Origin of the sequence: Streptococcus sp. HMSC056C01 (assembly GCF_001811305.1) — a bacterium.
In the GTDB taxonomy this organism is placed as follows: Bacteria; Bacillota; Bacilli; order Lactobacillales; family Streptococcaceae; genus Streptococcus.
On the sequence record NZ_KV804181.1, the window covers coordinates 1 to 16,042 of the forward strand.

Consider the following 16,042-nt stretch of genomic DNA (forward strand, 5'->3'; position numbering starts at 1 on the left):
TTTGGCTTGCACTTGTCGACGCTGACTTAGATGCACTTGTTGAAGCACTTTGGCTCGCACTTGTTGAAGCTGATTTTGAGGCACTTGTACTTACTGAGGCACTTTGACTCGCAGCTGTAGAAATAGACTTGCTAACTGAGATACTTTCAGACGTCAAGTCCTTCAAGCTACTTTTCACAGTATCTACTGTCTTATCACGGTAAGTAACTGTAATCACACCACTATCAGATACAGCAAGCGAACCAATTTCTTTACCTTTTACATAATCTGTGCTCGAAAGAATCTTTGTATTGGCCTGCTTAAAGTTTTCAAGAACTTGATCCTTTTCTTTTTGTGTTAGTGCGGAAGGATTTTTAACATCTACTGTCGCGCCACTAACAGGATCTTGACGTTCATTAAATCCTCTAATAACAAATGTTGTAGTTGCTTTTCCCCACTGAACTCCAGGACTATCACTTGCTTGATATTCAACAGTGTATTCACCAGGTGTCATAGGATTCCAAGTGTTACCAATTCTACCTACAGTTCCATAAACTCTTGAAGTCCATGTTTTATTATCAAAAACATATCCAACTACTTGACCTTTTTTATTCGTTTGAACTGTAGCAAAACCATAAGCACCTGGGAAATGTTCTCCATTCAATCCTCTAATTTCTGGATTTCTTGTTGGCGAAAAATCTCGCAAACCTTTGTCGTCATTGAAGTCAATATTATAGTTTACCGCATCATCATTATATACCTCAATGCGCGATGGCATAGTAACAGTTGGTGGATTGTCTGTTTGCCTAGAATTACCTGGAACACTTGGGTTTACTGGTTTTGTAGTATTAGGCCCTGTCTTAACAGGAGGATAAGTCATTACAGAAGTGTAGTTGCCAGGAGGGTTACTTGCTAAAAACTCCCTACTACTTGTCGCAACTTGTGCCTCCAAGGTTGCCTGAGTTGAGCTATTATTGGCTGTTCCAACAATCTCAATAGTGGCATCCAAGTTTTTTCTGGCACTGTGACCATGACGACCTTGGAAAACATACTCATTGTTGGGCCGACTTTGCATGTCCATTCTCACACCATTTAGATAGGCTGCTGTGATTGTCGTATTTGGATCGACTTTAGCAATCAAACCTGCATAGGTAAGAGGACTATCGGCATGCATCGAGATTGTCCATCTTACCTCACGACTAGTTGGTGTAAAAGTCCCAGACACAATATTTGCTGTTGTTTGCTCATTCTGAGTTTTAGGTGCAAAGCCTCTGAGATTTTCCCCTGTCGGCATTGCCTGTCCATTACGGCTATCACGTTGACCTGAATTTGCACGTAAAACAGCATTGGCGATAGAGTTACGAGCTGAAGTAGCTGATTTGACAACTGCTCCTAGGTCTGCATTCGGATCCTTCAAAGCATTTTCGATGTCAATAATCGCATTCTGAACTTTGAGAATCGCTGAGGCCGTATCTGGCAAATCTACTGCTTTTGCAAGATATTCACCCATTTCAGCTGAAAGTTTGGCAAGTTTCTTGCGATCTTCTTCTACCTTCTTAGCAGTTGCTTCTGTAGCGGCAGTTGTGGCTACAAGATCCGTTGCAGAAGCTGAGAAGTTGGTCGTTGAATCTGCAACTTTCTCTACTTTTGAGATTAGGGTATTAAGGGTTACCTTGCCCTCCAAAGCTGTCGATGCCGTTTCTGATGATTCACCTACTTTATCAGTTAGCGAGCTTGTATCCTTTCCAGCTTCGGTTACAGTTTCTTTCGCAGCTGTTTGTGATCCTGCTACAGTTGATGAAGCAGAGATACTTGTTGAAGCCGATGTACTTGCCGATTCTGATGCACTTGTACTCGCTGAGGCCGAAGCGCTCGTTGAGGCTGACTCTGAAGCTGATGTGCTTGCTGACTGACTTGCACTTGTACTAGCAGATGCTGAAACTGAAGCGCTTGCTGATTCTGATGCAGATTCACTCTCACTTAATGACTGAGAAGCTGTATCTGAAGTTGGTGTTTCTTGATCACCTTGCCCAACTGTTCCCAAAGTAGTTTGATCTGCATTAGCAAGAACTTCCTTACCTTCAACTACTTTTTCGACAGCAGTCTGTTCATTAGCATAGACATGAGATTGAGTCGCAATCCCTCCACCTATGACGGTTCCCGTCGCAGCTATCCCCTTGAGGATATCAAGCCCAGTTAGGGATGTTGAAACACGATCTTCAACTACTTCTGTTGTAACTTGAGCTGTATCAATACTACCACGAAGAACCTTGAACAAACCAAAAAGAGAGGTAGATGCTCGAAGCCAGTGTTTCCCTGACTTGATCAATTTATACCTCGTTACTCGGTCTGTTTCTCTATATCGTCCTTCCTGACGTCTAAAAAACATTTTTAAAATCTCCTTGGATTTCGTTTTTTTATAAAACAAAGTCTTATTTATATTTTTTTGTAAATAATGGCTATAATTTGGAGTTTTACTTATTTTATCATCTTTATCAGCATATATATTCAAAATTTATAATATAGACTAATGTTTTAATCGTTATATTATAGCACATTTTTGTCATATATGTCTAAACTTTTTGACGATTTTTTACCATATTTTAACCTTCTAGGCTTCATTTTTTTCATTTTATAAGTAAAAGGAATATCAGTGAACTTTGAGTTCCTGTTTTTTCAAACTTGTTTAGTTTGATTCCTCCAGATTTTGTCACCTCTACCATAATCTTAACAGTGATAAGATGACACTTTAGTTCACACCAAAAAAAGCCACCTGATTGGGCGACTTAATTTTTATAGGGAGATTATTATGAAAAAGTTTTAGGAGTTAAAGTTAAGGTCTTCTTAACTTATGAGACAAGTATACAGCTCCTATCTTAAAGTTTCCTTAAGTATTTTTAAATGTGAGATTTTTCCATTTTTCTTGCCAATTTTTCTTAGATAAACGCTTTTGATAGAGCTTCATCCGGTCTTCATTCTCTAAGAAATGAGGAGTCGGAGCAACTTGAAAGTTCAAAATATCCTCCAAACCATAAGGAGCAAAGAGCTCAAAAGTTGCGTCAACATTCAAGCGAAGTCCGACTGCCGTACAACGTTCAGGATATTTACTCATGGCATCGCAGGAATTTCTATACGGAGGCGTATGGGGACTATGCTGATGCATATAGACCTGATTTTTCAGCTCCCACTGATACTGAGGAAAGTCCTCCCTCAACTTGTTCTCTATAGCCAGCGTTTCCTCATAACTCACATCTGGATCAAAGAAAATCACATCCACATCCGTTTCACGGTCAAAAGCTGGCTTGTCTGACAAGAGATTCCAGATAAAATTTCGGACCGAACCTGCTGCCAACCAGGAATCATTTAATTCCAAGTCACGGATGATAGTCAGAATAGCCATCATATCAGGATTTTCTCTGAAAGAATCTAAAATTTCAGCCTTATTTTTCAATGTATTCATACCCCAAATGTTCATATGCCTTAGCTGTCGCGACCCGACCTGAACGAGTCCGCATGATAAAGCCTTTCTGGATCAGGTAAGGTTCATACATATCTTCTACCGTCTCACGCTCTTCGGCGATATTTACCGAAAGAGTTCCTAGCCCGACAGGACCGCCACCGTACATCTCAATCATGGTGCGGAGAATTTTCTGGTCCACATAGTCCAAGCCTTCATGGTCTACATCCAACATAGTCAAAGCCTTATCCGTAATCACATCATCAATCAAGCCATCGCCCATAATCTGCGCAAAGTCGCGCACGCGCTTGAGGAGACGATTGGCGATACGAGGAGTTCCACGGCTACGGAGAGCCAACTCAGAAGCTGCCTCATGAGTAATTTCCATCTCAAAAATATCTGCCGTCCGCTCGACAATCTCTGTCAAGTCATCATGGGCATAATACTCCATGTGACCAGTAATCCCAAAACGCGCACGAAGAGGATTTGACAGCATCCCTGCTCGTGTCGTCGCACCAATCAAGGTAAAAGGTGGCAATTCCAGATGGACACTGCGACTACCTTCCCCCGCACCAATCATGATGTCGATGTAGAAGTCTTCCATAGCACTGTAAAGCACCTCTTCCACCGACATAGGCAAGCGATGAATCTCATCAATGAAAAGAACATCTCCTGGCTCCAAGTCATTCAAAATCGCTACCAGATCACCGGCTTTTTCGATAACGGGACCAGACGTTTGTTTGAGATTGACTCCCAGTTCATTGGCAATGACAAAAGCCATGGTTGTTTTCCCGAGACCTGGAGGGCCAAACAAAAGAACATGGTCTAGCGCCTCGTCACGCATTTTTGCTGCTTCAATAAAGATTTGAAGCTGGTCTTTAACCTTGTCTTGACCGATATATTCACGTAAATATTGGGGACGAAGGGTACGTTCTACCAACTCCTCATCGCCCATGATTTCATTATCTAAAATTCTACTCATGCTCCTATTATAGCAAAAATCCAGCCCACAAACAAAAAAGCCACCGAATTTGGTGGCTTCATTAGGGAGATTATTATGAAAAAGAAAAGTTTAGGATTTCTATTAAATAAAGGTTACTCAATGAAAATCGAAATCAGACTAGGCAGAGCGACGCAAGCATAACTAAAGTTAGGTAAGTCGACTCTAACGAAGTATGGTGAGATTTTCGAAGAGTATTGGGAGGTCTTTATTTAATGGTTACATGATACACAAGCAGGCTTAAAGTTAACTTAAGAATTTCTAGTTTTTTAATTTTGTTCAAAAATGAAAAATACTGATTAAAAATTGCTAAAAGCAAACAAGAAAAAAGCCACCGAATTTGGTGACTTCTTTAGGGAGATTATGATGAAAAAAGTTTTAGGATTTCCATTAAATAAAGTTAGGAGGTCTTTATTTAATAATTACATGATACAGGGTAAGACTTAAAGTTAGCTTAAGTGAAAAAGATTATTTTAATTTTTTTCGGTCCACCCAAATCATGCCCGTACACTGGAAGCTAGACAAGGTTTCAAAACCTAAGGAACGATAAAATCCAAGAGTCTTTTCAGACTCTTCTGTCGCTAGTTGGATTTGGTAGGTATCCTTATAATCGGATAAAGCCTGCTTCATCAAGGTGCTGCCAATTCCTTGACGCTGATAAGTAGGCAAGACAATCAAATCCTGGACAAAAACCGAAGAAAAACCGTCTCCAATCAAGCGAACTAGACCAACGATTTCCTCACCATCACGCGCTAGATAAATGGACAGTGAATGAGTCAGAGCCTGGGCTAACATTTGAGGCTGATTGGTATAATTTGTCCAACCAACTGCCTGGTAGAGATGCAAAACGTCATCAAGTGAAACAGATGTTTCTTTTGTAATCTTAATCATAACAAACCTTTCTAACATTCTCTAAGGGATTTCAACTGCTCCCCATTTTCATCAAAATTATCTGGACTCAACCACGATTCAAAACGAGCTTTGACCTTTGGCCAGTCCTTATCAATCATAGACATCCAGTCCGTATCCCTAGTACGCCCTTTATAAATAACAGCTTGACGGAAAGTGCCTTCGTAGATAAAACCCAAACGTTCTGCCGCTTTTCTAGAAGGTAGATTTAGTGCATCACATTTCCACTCATAACGGCGATAGTTGAGTTCTTCAAAGACATAACGAGCTAGCAAATAGTGGGCTTCTGTTCCCATCCTGGTCTGTTTAAGAGCCGGAGAAAATGTCACCGCGCCAACTTCAATCACGCGATTGGCTTGGTCAATGCGCATGAGAGAAAAAGTCCCCAGCGCCTTTCCAGTCACTTTATCGATAATCGCATAATAGAAGCGATCCTTGCGCTCAATCATCTGCTTTAAAGCAACAATTAATTCTTCAAGATTTTCTACTGGTGGTTGAAAGAGATAGGTCCACATCTCTCGAGGTGATTCTGGACCATAAACAGCCAGCAAATCCTCCGCATGCTTTTCCACTGACAGAGCTTCGATAATCGTATACTGTCCTTCTATCCGTACAAGCGACGGTAACACTTCAGGTGTATCGTCTACAGGTTCACCAATCATCTGACCATATTCATTTACAGGCATAGCTTTCTCCTTATCTCACACTTATAAGTTTAAAGATGTGAATAGTATATCACATCTCACACATAATATTCAAAAAATCCTCCAGTCTATGGAGGATTGATCAAATATGGAAACAAGTGAGTTAATGCCCCCTGTGCTTCTCTCTACGTTTTTGCTGTTTGCGTTCGAATTTCTCTTGTTTGAGCAATTGCTTTTGGACACTAGATTGATGTTTTGAAATCTTTTTCCTTTCCTCATACTGCAACTGCAATAGTTCTTTCGACTTGGAAGAAACTTTTTGATTTACTTGTTTCCTCACCATTCGTTGTAATCGTTTAGGATTCTTGATTTTTACATGTTGCTTAACTGTAGTTTCTGGACTAAAAGATAATTGAGTAAACTGAGTCTGTAAAATCTCTAGAATTTCATCATCTTTTGGCTCCTGACCAAATGTCACACGACAAACTTGATAAGTTTCTCGATACACTTGTTCAAACAAACCATGCCAAAATCCATCTTCAAAATAAACTGTCAATCCAATTGAAATTGTTTCCACAACAGCACCTCCTTAAATCTATCCCTAAGAATGGACAACCAAGGAGGAAGGTTACTGATAGGCTTGCCTACGTCTGGACTACCAACCAGAACTGTGTTTTTATCTTAGTTGGAACTATTATAGCATATTTATAATCTTATGTTATTGCTTCTTCAAATACCTATCAAAAAAATGAATCGTAGCCAACCAAGAATCCTTACTCTCTTTCATCAATAAACGCCAATCTTTTCGATAACGATGATTTGGTTGATAAGCCACCGTCAACATGTGACCTGTTTCATGGTATTTTTTAAATGTAATGTGGTGTCCTTTATAGTGTGAAACAATCTCATCAATTGCTGACGAGGTATCCCATATTTCATCAACAGTACTTCCGAGCAATAAGATTGGTGAATGCATTTGACCAATATCTATCCTAGCAGAGCAATCTTTAGGGAAGGATTTTTTTAAAAGTTTGCTGAACAGATAATCTCTAAGTCGAAACTTATGATAGGGAAGTTCTCTTTGCAAATACGTCCAAGAAGAAGTATGAGAGTTCCATTTCCCTTCTATTCCTTCATACACCACATCAGAGGGTGAATTTAGTACCAAACATTGAACGTCATTAAAAATGCTCTCCTCAGCTAAAACTAACTCTGCTCCCTTAGAACGTCCATAGATTCCAATTCTTTCACTATCTACTTGATGATGCTGACGTAGATAATCCTTTGCTTCCACAAGGCACTCTAAAGGAATACGTTCCAAATGTTTTGGCAACCCCTCTAAACCAAAGTAGGCAACTGCTAGGCAAATATAACCTCTAGAAGATAGAAGCTGAGCTATATTCTGTGCCTTTTCAATCCTTCCTTCACTACCGCTCACAATAATCAATGCTGGTGCTTTTATTGCCTTTTTATCATAAAAGAGTCTCCCTTGAAAATGTTTCCCGTAAATATCTTGATGACTAATTTGCGAACTCATGTAATGTCTTGTGAAAGTTCTCTCTGCGACGACAGTATTACCTTGTATAATTTTGATTTCCACAAAAAAGTGATCTAATAAGGGAATTTTAGAAAGAGAGTTTGGAAGTTTCTTTTTCCTATTGGTCAGGGGCTTGGCATTAAAGAATAACCCCATTGTTACAATATCTTCATAAGAGCCAGAACAAGATGGAGTTTGTGAAATATCAATAATACCATTCTTATCTGATACAAAAGTCGCTGTTGATTTCCATAAAACATCATGAGCTAAAAGCATCGGAGCATTGATACAATAATAATCAGATAAATACATTTCGACTCGATAGGTTTCTCTTGGTTTTAAGCCATCGATGACAATATTAAAAGATTCGTCTGCTAAATCAGACTCTGAGATCAGTTCAATTTGTATATTCATATCTTCCTCTTTTTGTTAATATAATTAACAATATAGTTTTAAAATTACCGTGATTTTTACCACGGCAATTCTTGCCATACCTGTTCAACATCATCCATCAGTTTCATAACCATTTGAAGATCCTCCTCACTATAGTTTCTTAAAACTGAAAAAATGGCCTTTTCAATATGTTCTTGCTGCTCTTTATGGATATTAAAAACGTCAACACCTTTTTTGGATAATATCAGATATTTATTTTTTTCATTATCCGATGCAAATTTAAAAGCAACGAGGTCTTTCTTGGTTAAACGTCTAACACTCTGAGTAATAGCACTCCTAGACACTTCAAGTAACTCAGATAATTTCACTAGATTCACAGGCTGATTGCGACCTATCAGGTCGATCAAATGGACTTCATTAATAGTGATTGATTTATCAATACTGTTCCTATGCTGAGCTTTTTTCAACTGTTCAAAAGCTAAAGCAAAGCTGTTAAAACGATTATTAAACTTATGCAGTTCTTTCTTACTCATAGCGTCTCTCTTTTGTTAATGATATTAACAAAAATGCTATGTATTGTCAAGCTGAGCCTAAAAAAACCTCCAGAGCTGAACTCTGAAGGACTTTTAAATTTATTTCGTTACGATATTTACGAGTTTAGTTGGCTCAAACAGTTTGGGGAACTGTTTGAGGTTGCAAATGAGCAAATAAATTGGTTATTTAACAACAATGTTAACTAATTTATTCGGTACCGCAATCACTTTCACAATTTCTTTGCCATCAATCTCTGCCTTAACTTTGTCGTTAGCCAGAGCCACTTCTTGCAATTCTTCGCGAGAAAGGTCCTTCGCGACCATAAGTTTAGCACGGACTTTTCCTTTGATTTGGACAACGATTTCGACTTCGTCTTCAACCAATTTGCTTTCGTCCCATGTTGGCCAAGTCACGTAAGAGATAGACTCACCTGTTGCTGCGACTGTTTGCCAGAGTTCTTCTGCCAAGTGAGGTGCAAATGGGGCGATCAATTGGATAAATCCTTTGGCGTAGTCTACATAGAGTTTGTCTTCCTTGTTTGCTGCATTGACAAAGACCATGAGTTGGGCAATGGCTGTGTTGAATTTCATAGACTCGATTTGCTCTGTAACAGATTTAACGGTTTCGTTGTAAACCTTGTCAAGAGCGCCATTGTTTTCCGCAACGATTTCTTTACTTGTAATCAAACGGTAAACACGGTCAAGGAATTTACGGCTTCCTTCCAGACCTTCTTCAGACCAAGCGATGGAAGCATCAAGTGGTCCCATGAACATTTCATAGACACGAAGGGTATCCGCACCGTATTGTTCCACCACATCGTCTGGGTTGACAACGTTCTTGAGGGATTTGGACATCTTAGCTGGTGCTTGCTCCAACTCTTCCCCTGTTTCCACATGGAAGAATGAACCGTCACGTTTTTCAACCTTGTCAGTTGCCACAAGTGCGCCACGGTGGTCACGGTAGCTTGTTCCCAAGATCATTCCTTGGTTAAAGAGTTTTTGGAATGGCTCCTTAGTTGGAACAACACCGAGGTCATAGAGGAATTTGTGCCAGAAACGAGCATAAAGCAAGTGAAGAACAGCATGCTCCGCACCACCCACATAGATATCGACTGGCAACCATTGTTTGAGAAGGTCCTCATCAGCCAATTTCTCAGTATTGTGTGGGTCGATATAGCGGAGGTAGTACCAGCTTGAACCAGCCCATTGTGGCATGGTGTTTGTTTCACGACGACCCTTGACCCCATCTTCACGAGTCACTTCAAGCCAGTCTGCCAAGTTGGCCAGTGGGCTTTCACCAGTACCTGAAGGGCGGATGTCCTTGGTTACTGGCAAGACAAGTGGCAATTCACTTTCTGGAACAGCTGTTGAAGTTCCATCTTCCCAATGAATAATTGGGATTGGTTCACCCCAGTAACGTTGACGGCTAAAGAGCCAGTCGCGGAGGCGGTAGGTCACTTTTTCTTGACCACAGCCTTTTTCTTCCAACCAAGCCACAATTTTAGCAATGGCGTCTTCTTTATTCAATCCATCTAGGAAGTCAGAATTAACATGAAGGCCATCTTCTGTGTAGGCAGCCTCTTCAACGTTGCCTCCTTCAAGCACTTCTACGATTGGAAGGTCAAATTGTTTAGCAAATTCCCAGTCACGTTGGTCATGAGCAGGTACAGCCATAACAGCACCTGTTCCGTAGCTAGCAAGAACGTAGTCCGCAATCCAGATTGGAATTTCCTTGCCATTGACAGGATTGATGGCATAAGCTCCAGTCCAAACTCCTGTTTTTTCCTTAGCAAGGTCAGTACGAGCCAAGTCTGATTTAAGGCTGGCTTGGTGTTTGTAGTCTGCCACAGCCTCAGTTTGTTCAGGTGTCGTGATGGCATCTACTAGTTCATGTTCAGGCGCCAAAACAGTGAAGGTCGCACCAAAAAGTGTATCTGGACGAGTGGTAAAGACGGTGAATTCCTTATCTGTTCCTTTTACTTTGAAAGTGACATTGGCACCAGTTGATTTACCAATCCAGTTGCGTTGCATGTCCTTGATAGACTCTGGCCAGTCAAGGTCATCCAAGTCATTGAGCAAGCGCTCTGCATAGGCAGTGATTTTGAGCATCCATTGGCGCATTGGTTTGCGGACAACTGGATAGCCTCCACGCTCAGAGGTTCCATCTGGAAGAACTTCTTCGTTGGCGATAGCTGTACCCAATTCTTCAACCCAGTTTACTGGCACTTCCGCTTCATAGGCTAAGCCTTTTTCGTAAAGCTTGGTGAAAATCCATTGTGTCCACTTGTAGTAGTTCGGATCTGTAGTATTAACTTCACGATCCCAGTCGTAAGAGAATCCAAGCGCATTGATTTGGCGTTTGAAGTTGGCAATGTTTTCTGCTGTGAATTCCGCCGGGTCATTTCCTGTATCCATAGCGTATTGCTCTGCAGGCAAACCAAAAGCATCCCAGCCCATTGGGTGAAGGACATTGTAGCCTTGCGCACGTTTAAAACGGCTGAGGATATCAGTCGCTGTGTAACCTTCTGGGTGTCCTACGTGAAGACCCGCTCCAGATGGGTAAGGGAACATGTCGAGTGCATAAAACTTAGGTTTTGAAGCGTCTGTTCCTGTCTTAAAAGTGTGATTGTCAGCCCAGTATTTTTGCCACTTAGGCTCGATTTCTTTATGATTGTAAAAACTCATAGCGTCTCTCCAATTTTCGTGATGCTCCTATTATACCATTTTTAGGGGGAATATTGTTCCTCTTTTCGTGTTTTTTATCGTTTCTCCCTTTGAAAACTAGACTATTTTACAAATAAATTCTAAAAATTCTCTAACATATATAATTTATCATTCAATTAATTCTTCATAAATAATATAGATGCATGATAGGGCTTTTTATGGTAGAATATAGGAAAGTGCTTTCTCAGAAGGAGGAAAATATGGACAAACAAACCATCGCTATTTTAGGGCCTGGTTCTTGGGGTACTGCCTTGTCACAAGTTCTTAATGACAACGGACACCAAGTGCGTATCTGGGGAAATATTCCTGATCAAATTGATGAAATTAATACACAACATACTAACAAACGCTATTTTAAGGATATTGTATTAGACGAAAAAATTGTTGCCTATCATGATTTGGCAGAAACCTTAAAGGGGGTTGATGCTGTCTTGTTTGTGGTGCCAACCAAGGTAACTAGATTGGTGGCTCAACAAGTGGCTGCTGTTTTGGATCATAAAGTGGTGGTCATGCATGCTTCAAAAGGCCTCGAACCCAATAGCCACAAACGTCTTTCAACCATCCTAGAAGAAGAAATCCCTGAAGAATTGCGTAGTGAGATTGTGGTTGTATCTGGTCCTAGCCATGCAGAAGAAACGATTGTACGTGATATTACCTTGATTACGGCTGCTTCTAAAGATTTACAGACTGCTCAATATGTTCAAAAACTCTTTAGCAACCACTACTTCCGCCTTTATACCAATACAGATGTGATCGGAGTGGAAACAGCTGGTGCTCTTAAAAATATCATTGCCGTTGGTGCAGGTGCCCTTCATGGACTTGGATTTGGGGATAATGCAAAAGCTGCTATTATCACGCGCGGACTGGCAGAAATTACCCGTCTGGGTGTTAAACTTGGAGCAAATCCATTAACATACAGTGGACTTTCTGGAGTTGGAGATTTAATCGTTACCGGAACTTCTGTCCACTCACGTAACTGGCGTGCTGGAGATGCTCTTGGGCGTGGCGAAGCCTTGGCAGATATCGAAGCAAATATGGGAATGGTCATTGAAGGAATTTCAACAACCAAAGCTGCTTACGAATTAGCACAAGAGCTAGGAGTTTATATGCCTATTACTCAAGCCATTTACCAAGTTATTTATGAAAATGTTAATATTAAGGATGCCGTTTCTGAACTCATGAGCAATGAGTTCAAGGCAGAGAACGAGTGGTCTTAACCCACATTTAGAAAGGAATCTCATGATGCAAAAAGTTAGAAAAGCCGTTATCCCTGCTGCAGGACTTGGAACTCGCTTCCTTCCTGCTACCAAAGCTTTGGCCAAAGAAATGTTGCCAATCGTTGATAAACCAACCATCCAGTTCATCGTCGAAGAAGCTCTTAAATCTGGAATTGAGGACATTCTTGTGGTAACAGGAAAGTCAAAACGTTCTATCGAAGACCATTTCGACTCAAACTTTGAACTAGAATACAACCTCAAGGAAAAAGGAAAAACCGACCTTTTGAAACTAGTTGACGAAACAACTGGCATGCGCCTTCACTTCATCCGTCAAACACACCCACGTGGACTTGGAGATGCCGTCTTACAAGCCAAAGCTTTCGTCGGGAATGAACCCTTTGTGGTTATGCTTGGAGATGACCTCATGGATATCACAGATGACAAGGCTGTTCCACTGACCAAGCAACTCATGAACGATTATGAGAAGACTCATGCTTCTACTATCGCCGTCATGCCTGTCCCACATGAAGAAGTTTCTTCATACGGAGTCATCGCTCCTCAAGGCGAAGGAAAAGATGGACTTTACAGCGTTGAAACCTTCGTTGAAAAACCAGCACCTGAAGACGCACCAAGTGATCTAGCCATTATTGGCCGTTATCTCCTCACACCAGAGATTTTCGGCATCCTCGAAAGTCAAAAACCTGGTGCGGGAAATGAAATCCAACTAACAGATGCTATCGATACACTCAACAAAACTCAACGAGTATTTGCTCGCGAGTTTAAAGGCTCACGTTACGACGTCGGAGATAAGTTTGGGTTTATGAAGACTTCCATCGAATACGCTCTTAAACATCCACAAGTCAAAGACCACTTGAAGGACTACTTGATTGATCTAGGAAAAGAACTTTCAGGAGAAAAATAAACAATTTGTCAAACAGTCAGATTTAGCTCAAATCTGGCTTTTTTCAATGTCTAAATTTCGAACTCCAATCCCTATCCAAATCCCTATTCTAAGCCTAATTTCTTGCAATAATTGCTTTTATGGTATAATAATAAAGAGTGAGGAATTCTATGAACAAACATGTAACAAGAATCAAACAAAAAGGACTGGCCTTACTTCGGTCTCTAAAATTAACAGTTTCTAAAATGAATGCAAAGAAAAAGAGTGGAAAAAACTCTAAGCAGAAAAAGAAAACTCAAACACCATTCGATATTTGGACTCTATTGACCAATATCTTACTTGGTATAAAAGCAACTTTTAACACACTTTTCATCCTAGCTTTTATTGGCGGTCTCCTTGGAACAGGGGTTGCCTTAGGTTATGCTGTTTCTCTCTTTGATCAAGTTAGTGTCCCTCAAACGGAGGATTTGATCAAGCAGGTCAATAATATTTCATCCATCTCTGAAATTCGCTATGCAGATGGTTCCATGATTAGCGCTATTGAAAGCGATCTACTTCGCACATCTGTGTCATCAGATGACATCTCAGATAATCTCAAGCAAGCTATCGTTGCAACCGAGGATGAACACTTTGCAGAGCACAACGGTGTTGTTCCTAAAGCGGTTATTCGCGCCAGTCTAGGAAAATTCATCGGACTTGGTTCTTCCAGTGGAGGATCTACCCTAACACAACAGCTCATCAAACAACAAGTAGTTGGTGATGCTCCTACGCTTGCCCGTAAAGCCAGTGAAATCGTTGACGCCTTGGCCTTAGAAAGAGCCATGAGCAAGGACGAAATCCTAACAACCTATCTCAACGTCGCTCCTTTTGGTCGTAACAATAAAGGTCAAAATATAGCAGGGGCTCAACAGGCTGCCAAAGGGATTTTTGGTGTGGATGCAAGCAAACTGACCATCCCTCAAGCGGCTTTCCTAGCAGGTTTACCACAAAGCCCTATTTCCTACTCACCTTACGAGTCTACTGGTGAGATGAAGAGCGAGGAAGATATTGAACTCGGTATTAAGCGCTCAAAAGATGTTCTCTACAATATGTATCGAACAGGAGCCCTCAGCCAGCAAGACTATGAAACCTACAAGGCTTATGACATTAAGCAAGATTTCTTGCCAGCAGAAAATGCTAGCGTTACCTCTAAAGGCTTCCTCTACTTCACTGCACTCGATGAGGCTACCAAGATTATGTATGATTATCTGGTGCAAAAGGACAATGTTTCTGACCAAGAACTACAGAACGAATCTATCCGAAAATCTTATCAAGAATTGGCTGAAAAAGAAATCCAAAACGGTGGTTACCGAATTACAACTACCATCGATAAAACGATTCATACTGCTATGCAAAATGCCGTAACAAACTACGGATACCTTCTAAATGATAGCTCGGGTCAACCTGAAGTCGGGAATGTCTTGATGGACAATCAAACTGGGGCGATTTTAGGGTTTGTAGGTGGACGAGATTATCAGACCAATCAAAACAATCACGCCTTCGATACCAAACGTTCCCCTGCCTCCACTACCAAGCCACTATTGGCCTACGGTATTGCTATCGACCAAGGGCTTATGGGAAGTGCTAGCATCCTCTCTAACTATCCAACAAACTTCTCTAACGGAACTCCAATCATGCATGTCAACAGTCCTGGAACAGCCATGATAGACCTTAAAGAAGCTCTGAACTATTCTTGGAACATCCCAGCCTACTGGACCTACCGAATGCTCCGTGAAAAAGGGGTTGATGTCCGTTCTTACATGGAAAAAATGGGCTATGAAATCCCAGAATACGGCATTGAAAGTCTTCCTATGGGAGGAGGAATTGAAGTTACTGTAGCCCAGCATACCAATGGATACCAAACACTGGCTAACAATGGTACCTATCATAAGAAATACATGATCTCAAAAATTGAGAAAACGAGTGGCGAGGTTCTCTATGAACATCAGGCTAAACCTATCCAAGTTTACTCTAAAGCTACCGCAACCATTATGCAGAGTTTGCTAAGAGATGTACTTTCATCTCGAGTTACTACAAGCTTCCAAACGGATCTGACTTCTATCAATTCCAGTCTAGCAGGTGCTGACTGGATCGGAAAAACTGGTACAAGCAATGAAGAAGGAGATATGTGGCTCATGGTCTCTACTCCAAGATTAACTCTGGGAGGCTGGGTTGGACATGACGACAACAGTTCTCTAGCCCAGGGAGCTTACTACCGCAATGCAAAATATATGGCTCATCTGGTAAATGCCATTCAGCAAGCAGCCCCTTCTGCTTGGGGTTCAGAACGTTTCAAACTCGATTCAAGTGTCACTTCATCACAAGTCCTCAAATCAACTGGTCAAAAGCCAGGAAAGGTGACTATTAATGGAAAAGAAATTAATCTGAGCGGAGAAACGGTGACTAGCTACTGGGCAAACCAAGCTGGTGCTCCAACTACTAGCTACAAATTTGCTATTGGTGGAAGCGATTCTGACTACCAAAATGCTTGGAACACCATTTTAGGAAGTCTGCCTAAAGCATCTTCTTCCTCATCAAACAATAGCAATAGCAGTAACAGTAACAATAATAACAATAACAACAACAATAATAATCGTAATAATACTTCTAATAGTAACGGGAACAGTAATAGTAGCTCTAGTTCCAATAGCAGAAGTAGCAATCAACGGCGCTAACTAATACTCTTCGAAAATCAAATTCAAACCACGT

The 16,042-nt window shown here is 40.9% G+C and carries 12 protein-coding genes; 3 read left to right on the top strand and 9 right to left on the bottom strand.

The genetic code is table 11. The features are described 5' to 3' along the window. The 9 genes from HMPREF2795_RS00050 to leuS form a co-directional block, all read right to left on the bottom strand. Positions 1-2,368, bottom strand: a 2,368-nt coding sequence (locus HMPREF2795_RS00050) for an accessory Sec-dependent serine-rich glycoprotein adhesin (protein WP_148131237.1), incomplete at its 3' end; no start/stop codon positions are given. A 498-nt stretch (positions 2,369-2,866) separates the two neighbouring features. Beyond that, entirely contained in the window at positions 2,867-3,439 is a 573-nt protein-coding gene (locus tag HMPREF2795_RS00055; RefSeq protein WP_075227848.1) for a nucleotidyltransferase family protein, read from the bottom strand. After that, the gene (ruvB, locus tag HMPREF2795_RS00060) at positions 3,420-4,418 is read right to left on the bottom strand and encodes a Holliday junction branch migration DNA helicase RuvB (protein ID WP_083303327.1); all 999 of its coding nucleotides are present in this window, start codon (positions 4,416-4,418) and stop codon (positions 3,420-3,422) included. Before ruvB ends, HMPREF2795_RS00055 begins: the two co-directional genes overlap by 20 nt. Before the next feature lie 486 nt (positions 4,419-4,904). Then, positions 4,905-5,327: a GNAT family N-acetyltransferase gene (locus HMPREF2795_RS00065; protein ID WP_000591045.1), complete on the bottom strand. Its 423-nt coding sequence runs from the start codon at positions 5,325-5,327 to the stop codon at positions 4,905-4,907. Positions 5,328-5,338: 11 nt separating this feature from the next. After that, the gene (locus tag HMPREF2795_RS00070; protein ID WP_001144897.1) at positions 5,339-6,031 is read right to left on the bottom strand and encodes a GNAT family N-acetyltransferase; all 693 of its coding nucleotides are present in this window, start codon (positions 6,029-6,031) and stop codon (positions 5,339-5,341) included. Positions 6,032-6,152: 121 nt separating this feature from the next. Further along, a complete protein-coding gene (locus HMPREF2795_RS00075) occupies positions 6,153-6,566 on the bottom strand; it encodes a YjdF family protein (RefSeq protein ID WP_000447946.1) in 414 nt (137 codons plus the stop codon). Positions 6,567-6,707: 141 nt separating this feature from the next. Continuing rightward, on the bottom strand, positions 6,708-7,940 hold the full coding sequence (locus tag HMPREF2795_RS10720; protein WP_075227849.1) for an acyl-CoA thioesterase/BAAT N-terminal domain-containing protein: 1,233 nt from the start codon (positions 7,938-7,940) through the stop codon (positions 6,708-6,710). Between the two features lie 56 nt (positions 7,941-7,996). Beyond that, positions 7,997-8,452, bottom strand: a complete 456-nt coding sequence (locus tag HMPREF2795_RS00085; protein ID WP_075227850.1) for a MarR family winged helix-turn-helix transcriptional regulator — start codon at positions 8,450-8,452, stop codon at positions 7,997-7,999. Between the two features lie 183 nt (positions 8,453-8,635). After that, complete coding sequence (gene leuS / locus HMPREF2795_RS00090; RefSeq protein WP_075227851.1) at positions 8,636-11,137, bottom strand: leucine--tRNA ligase; 2,502 nt, start codon at positions 11,135-11,137, stop codon at positions 8,636-8,638. Positions 11,138-11,376: 239 nt separating this feature from the next. Here leuS and HMPREF2795_RS00095 point away from each other — a divergent pair, with 239 nt between their 5' ends. The 3 genes from HMPREF2795_RS00095 (at position 11,377) to pbp1b (ending at position 16,008) form a co-directional block, all read left to right on the top strand. Continuing rightward, on the top strand, positions 11,377-12,393 hold the full coding sequence (locus HMPREF2795_RS00095) for an NAD(P)H-dependent glycerol-3-phosphate dehydrogenase (RefSeq protein ID WP_075227852.1): 1,017 nt from the start codon (positions 11,377-11,379) through the stop codon (positions 12,391-12,393). A 25-nt stretch (positions 12,394-12,418) separates the two neighbouring features. Further along, positions 12,419-13,315, top strand: a complete 897-nt coding sequence (galU, locus tag HMPREF2795_RS00100) for a UTP--glucose-1-phosphate uridylyltransferase GalU (protein WP_161801447.1) — start codon at positions 12,419-12,421, stop codon at positions 13,313-13,315. 149 nt (positions 13,316-13,464) lie between these two features. After that, positions 13,465-16,008 (top strand): penicillin-binding protein PBP1B, encoded by a 2,544-nt coding sequence (pbp1b, locus tag HMPREF2795_RS00105; RefSeq protein ID WP_075227853.1) that lies wholly within the window; start codon positions 13,465-13,467, stop codon positions 16,006-16,008. Positions 16,009-16,042 lie beyond the last annotated feature (34 nt).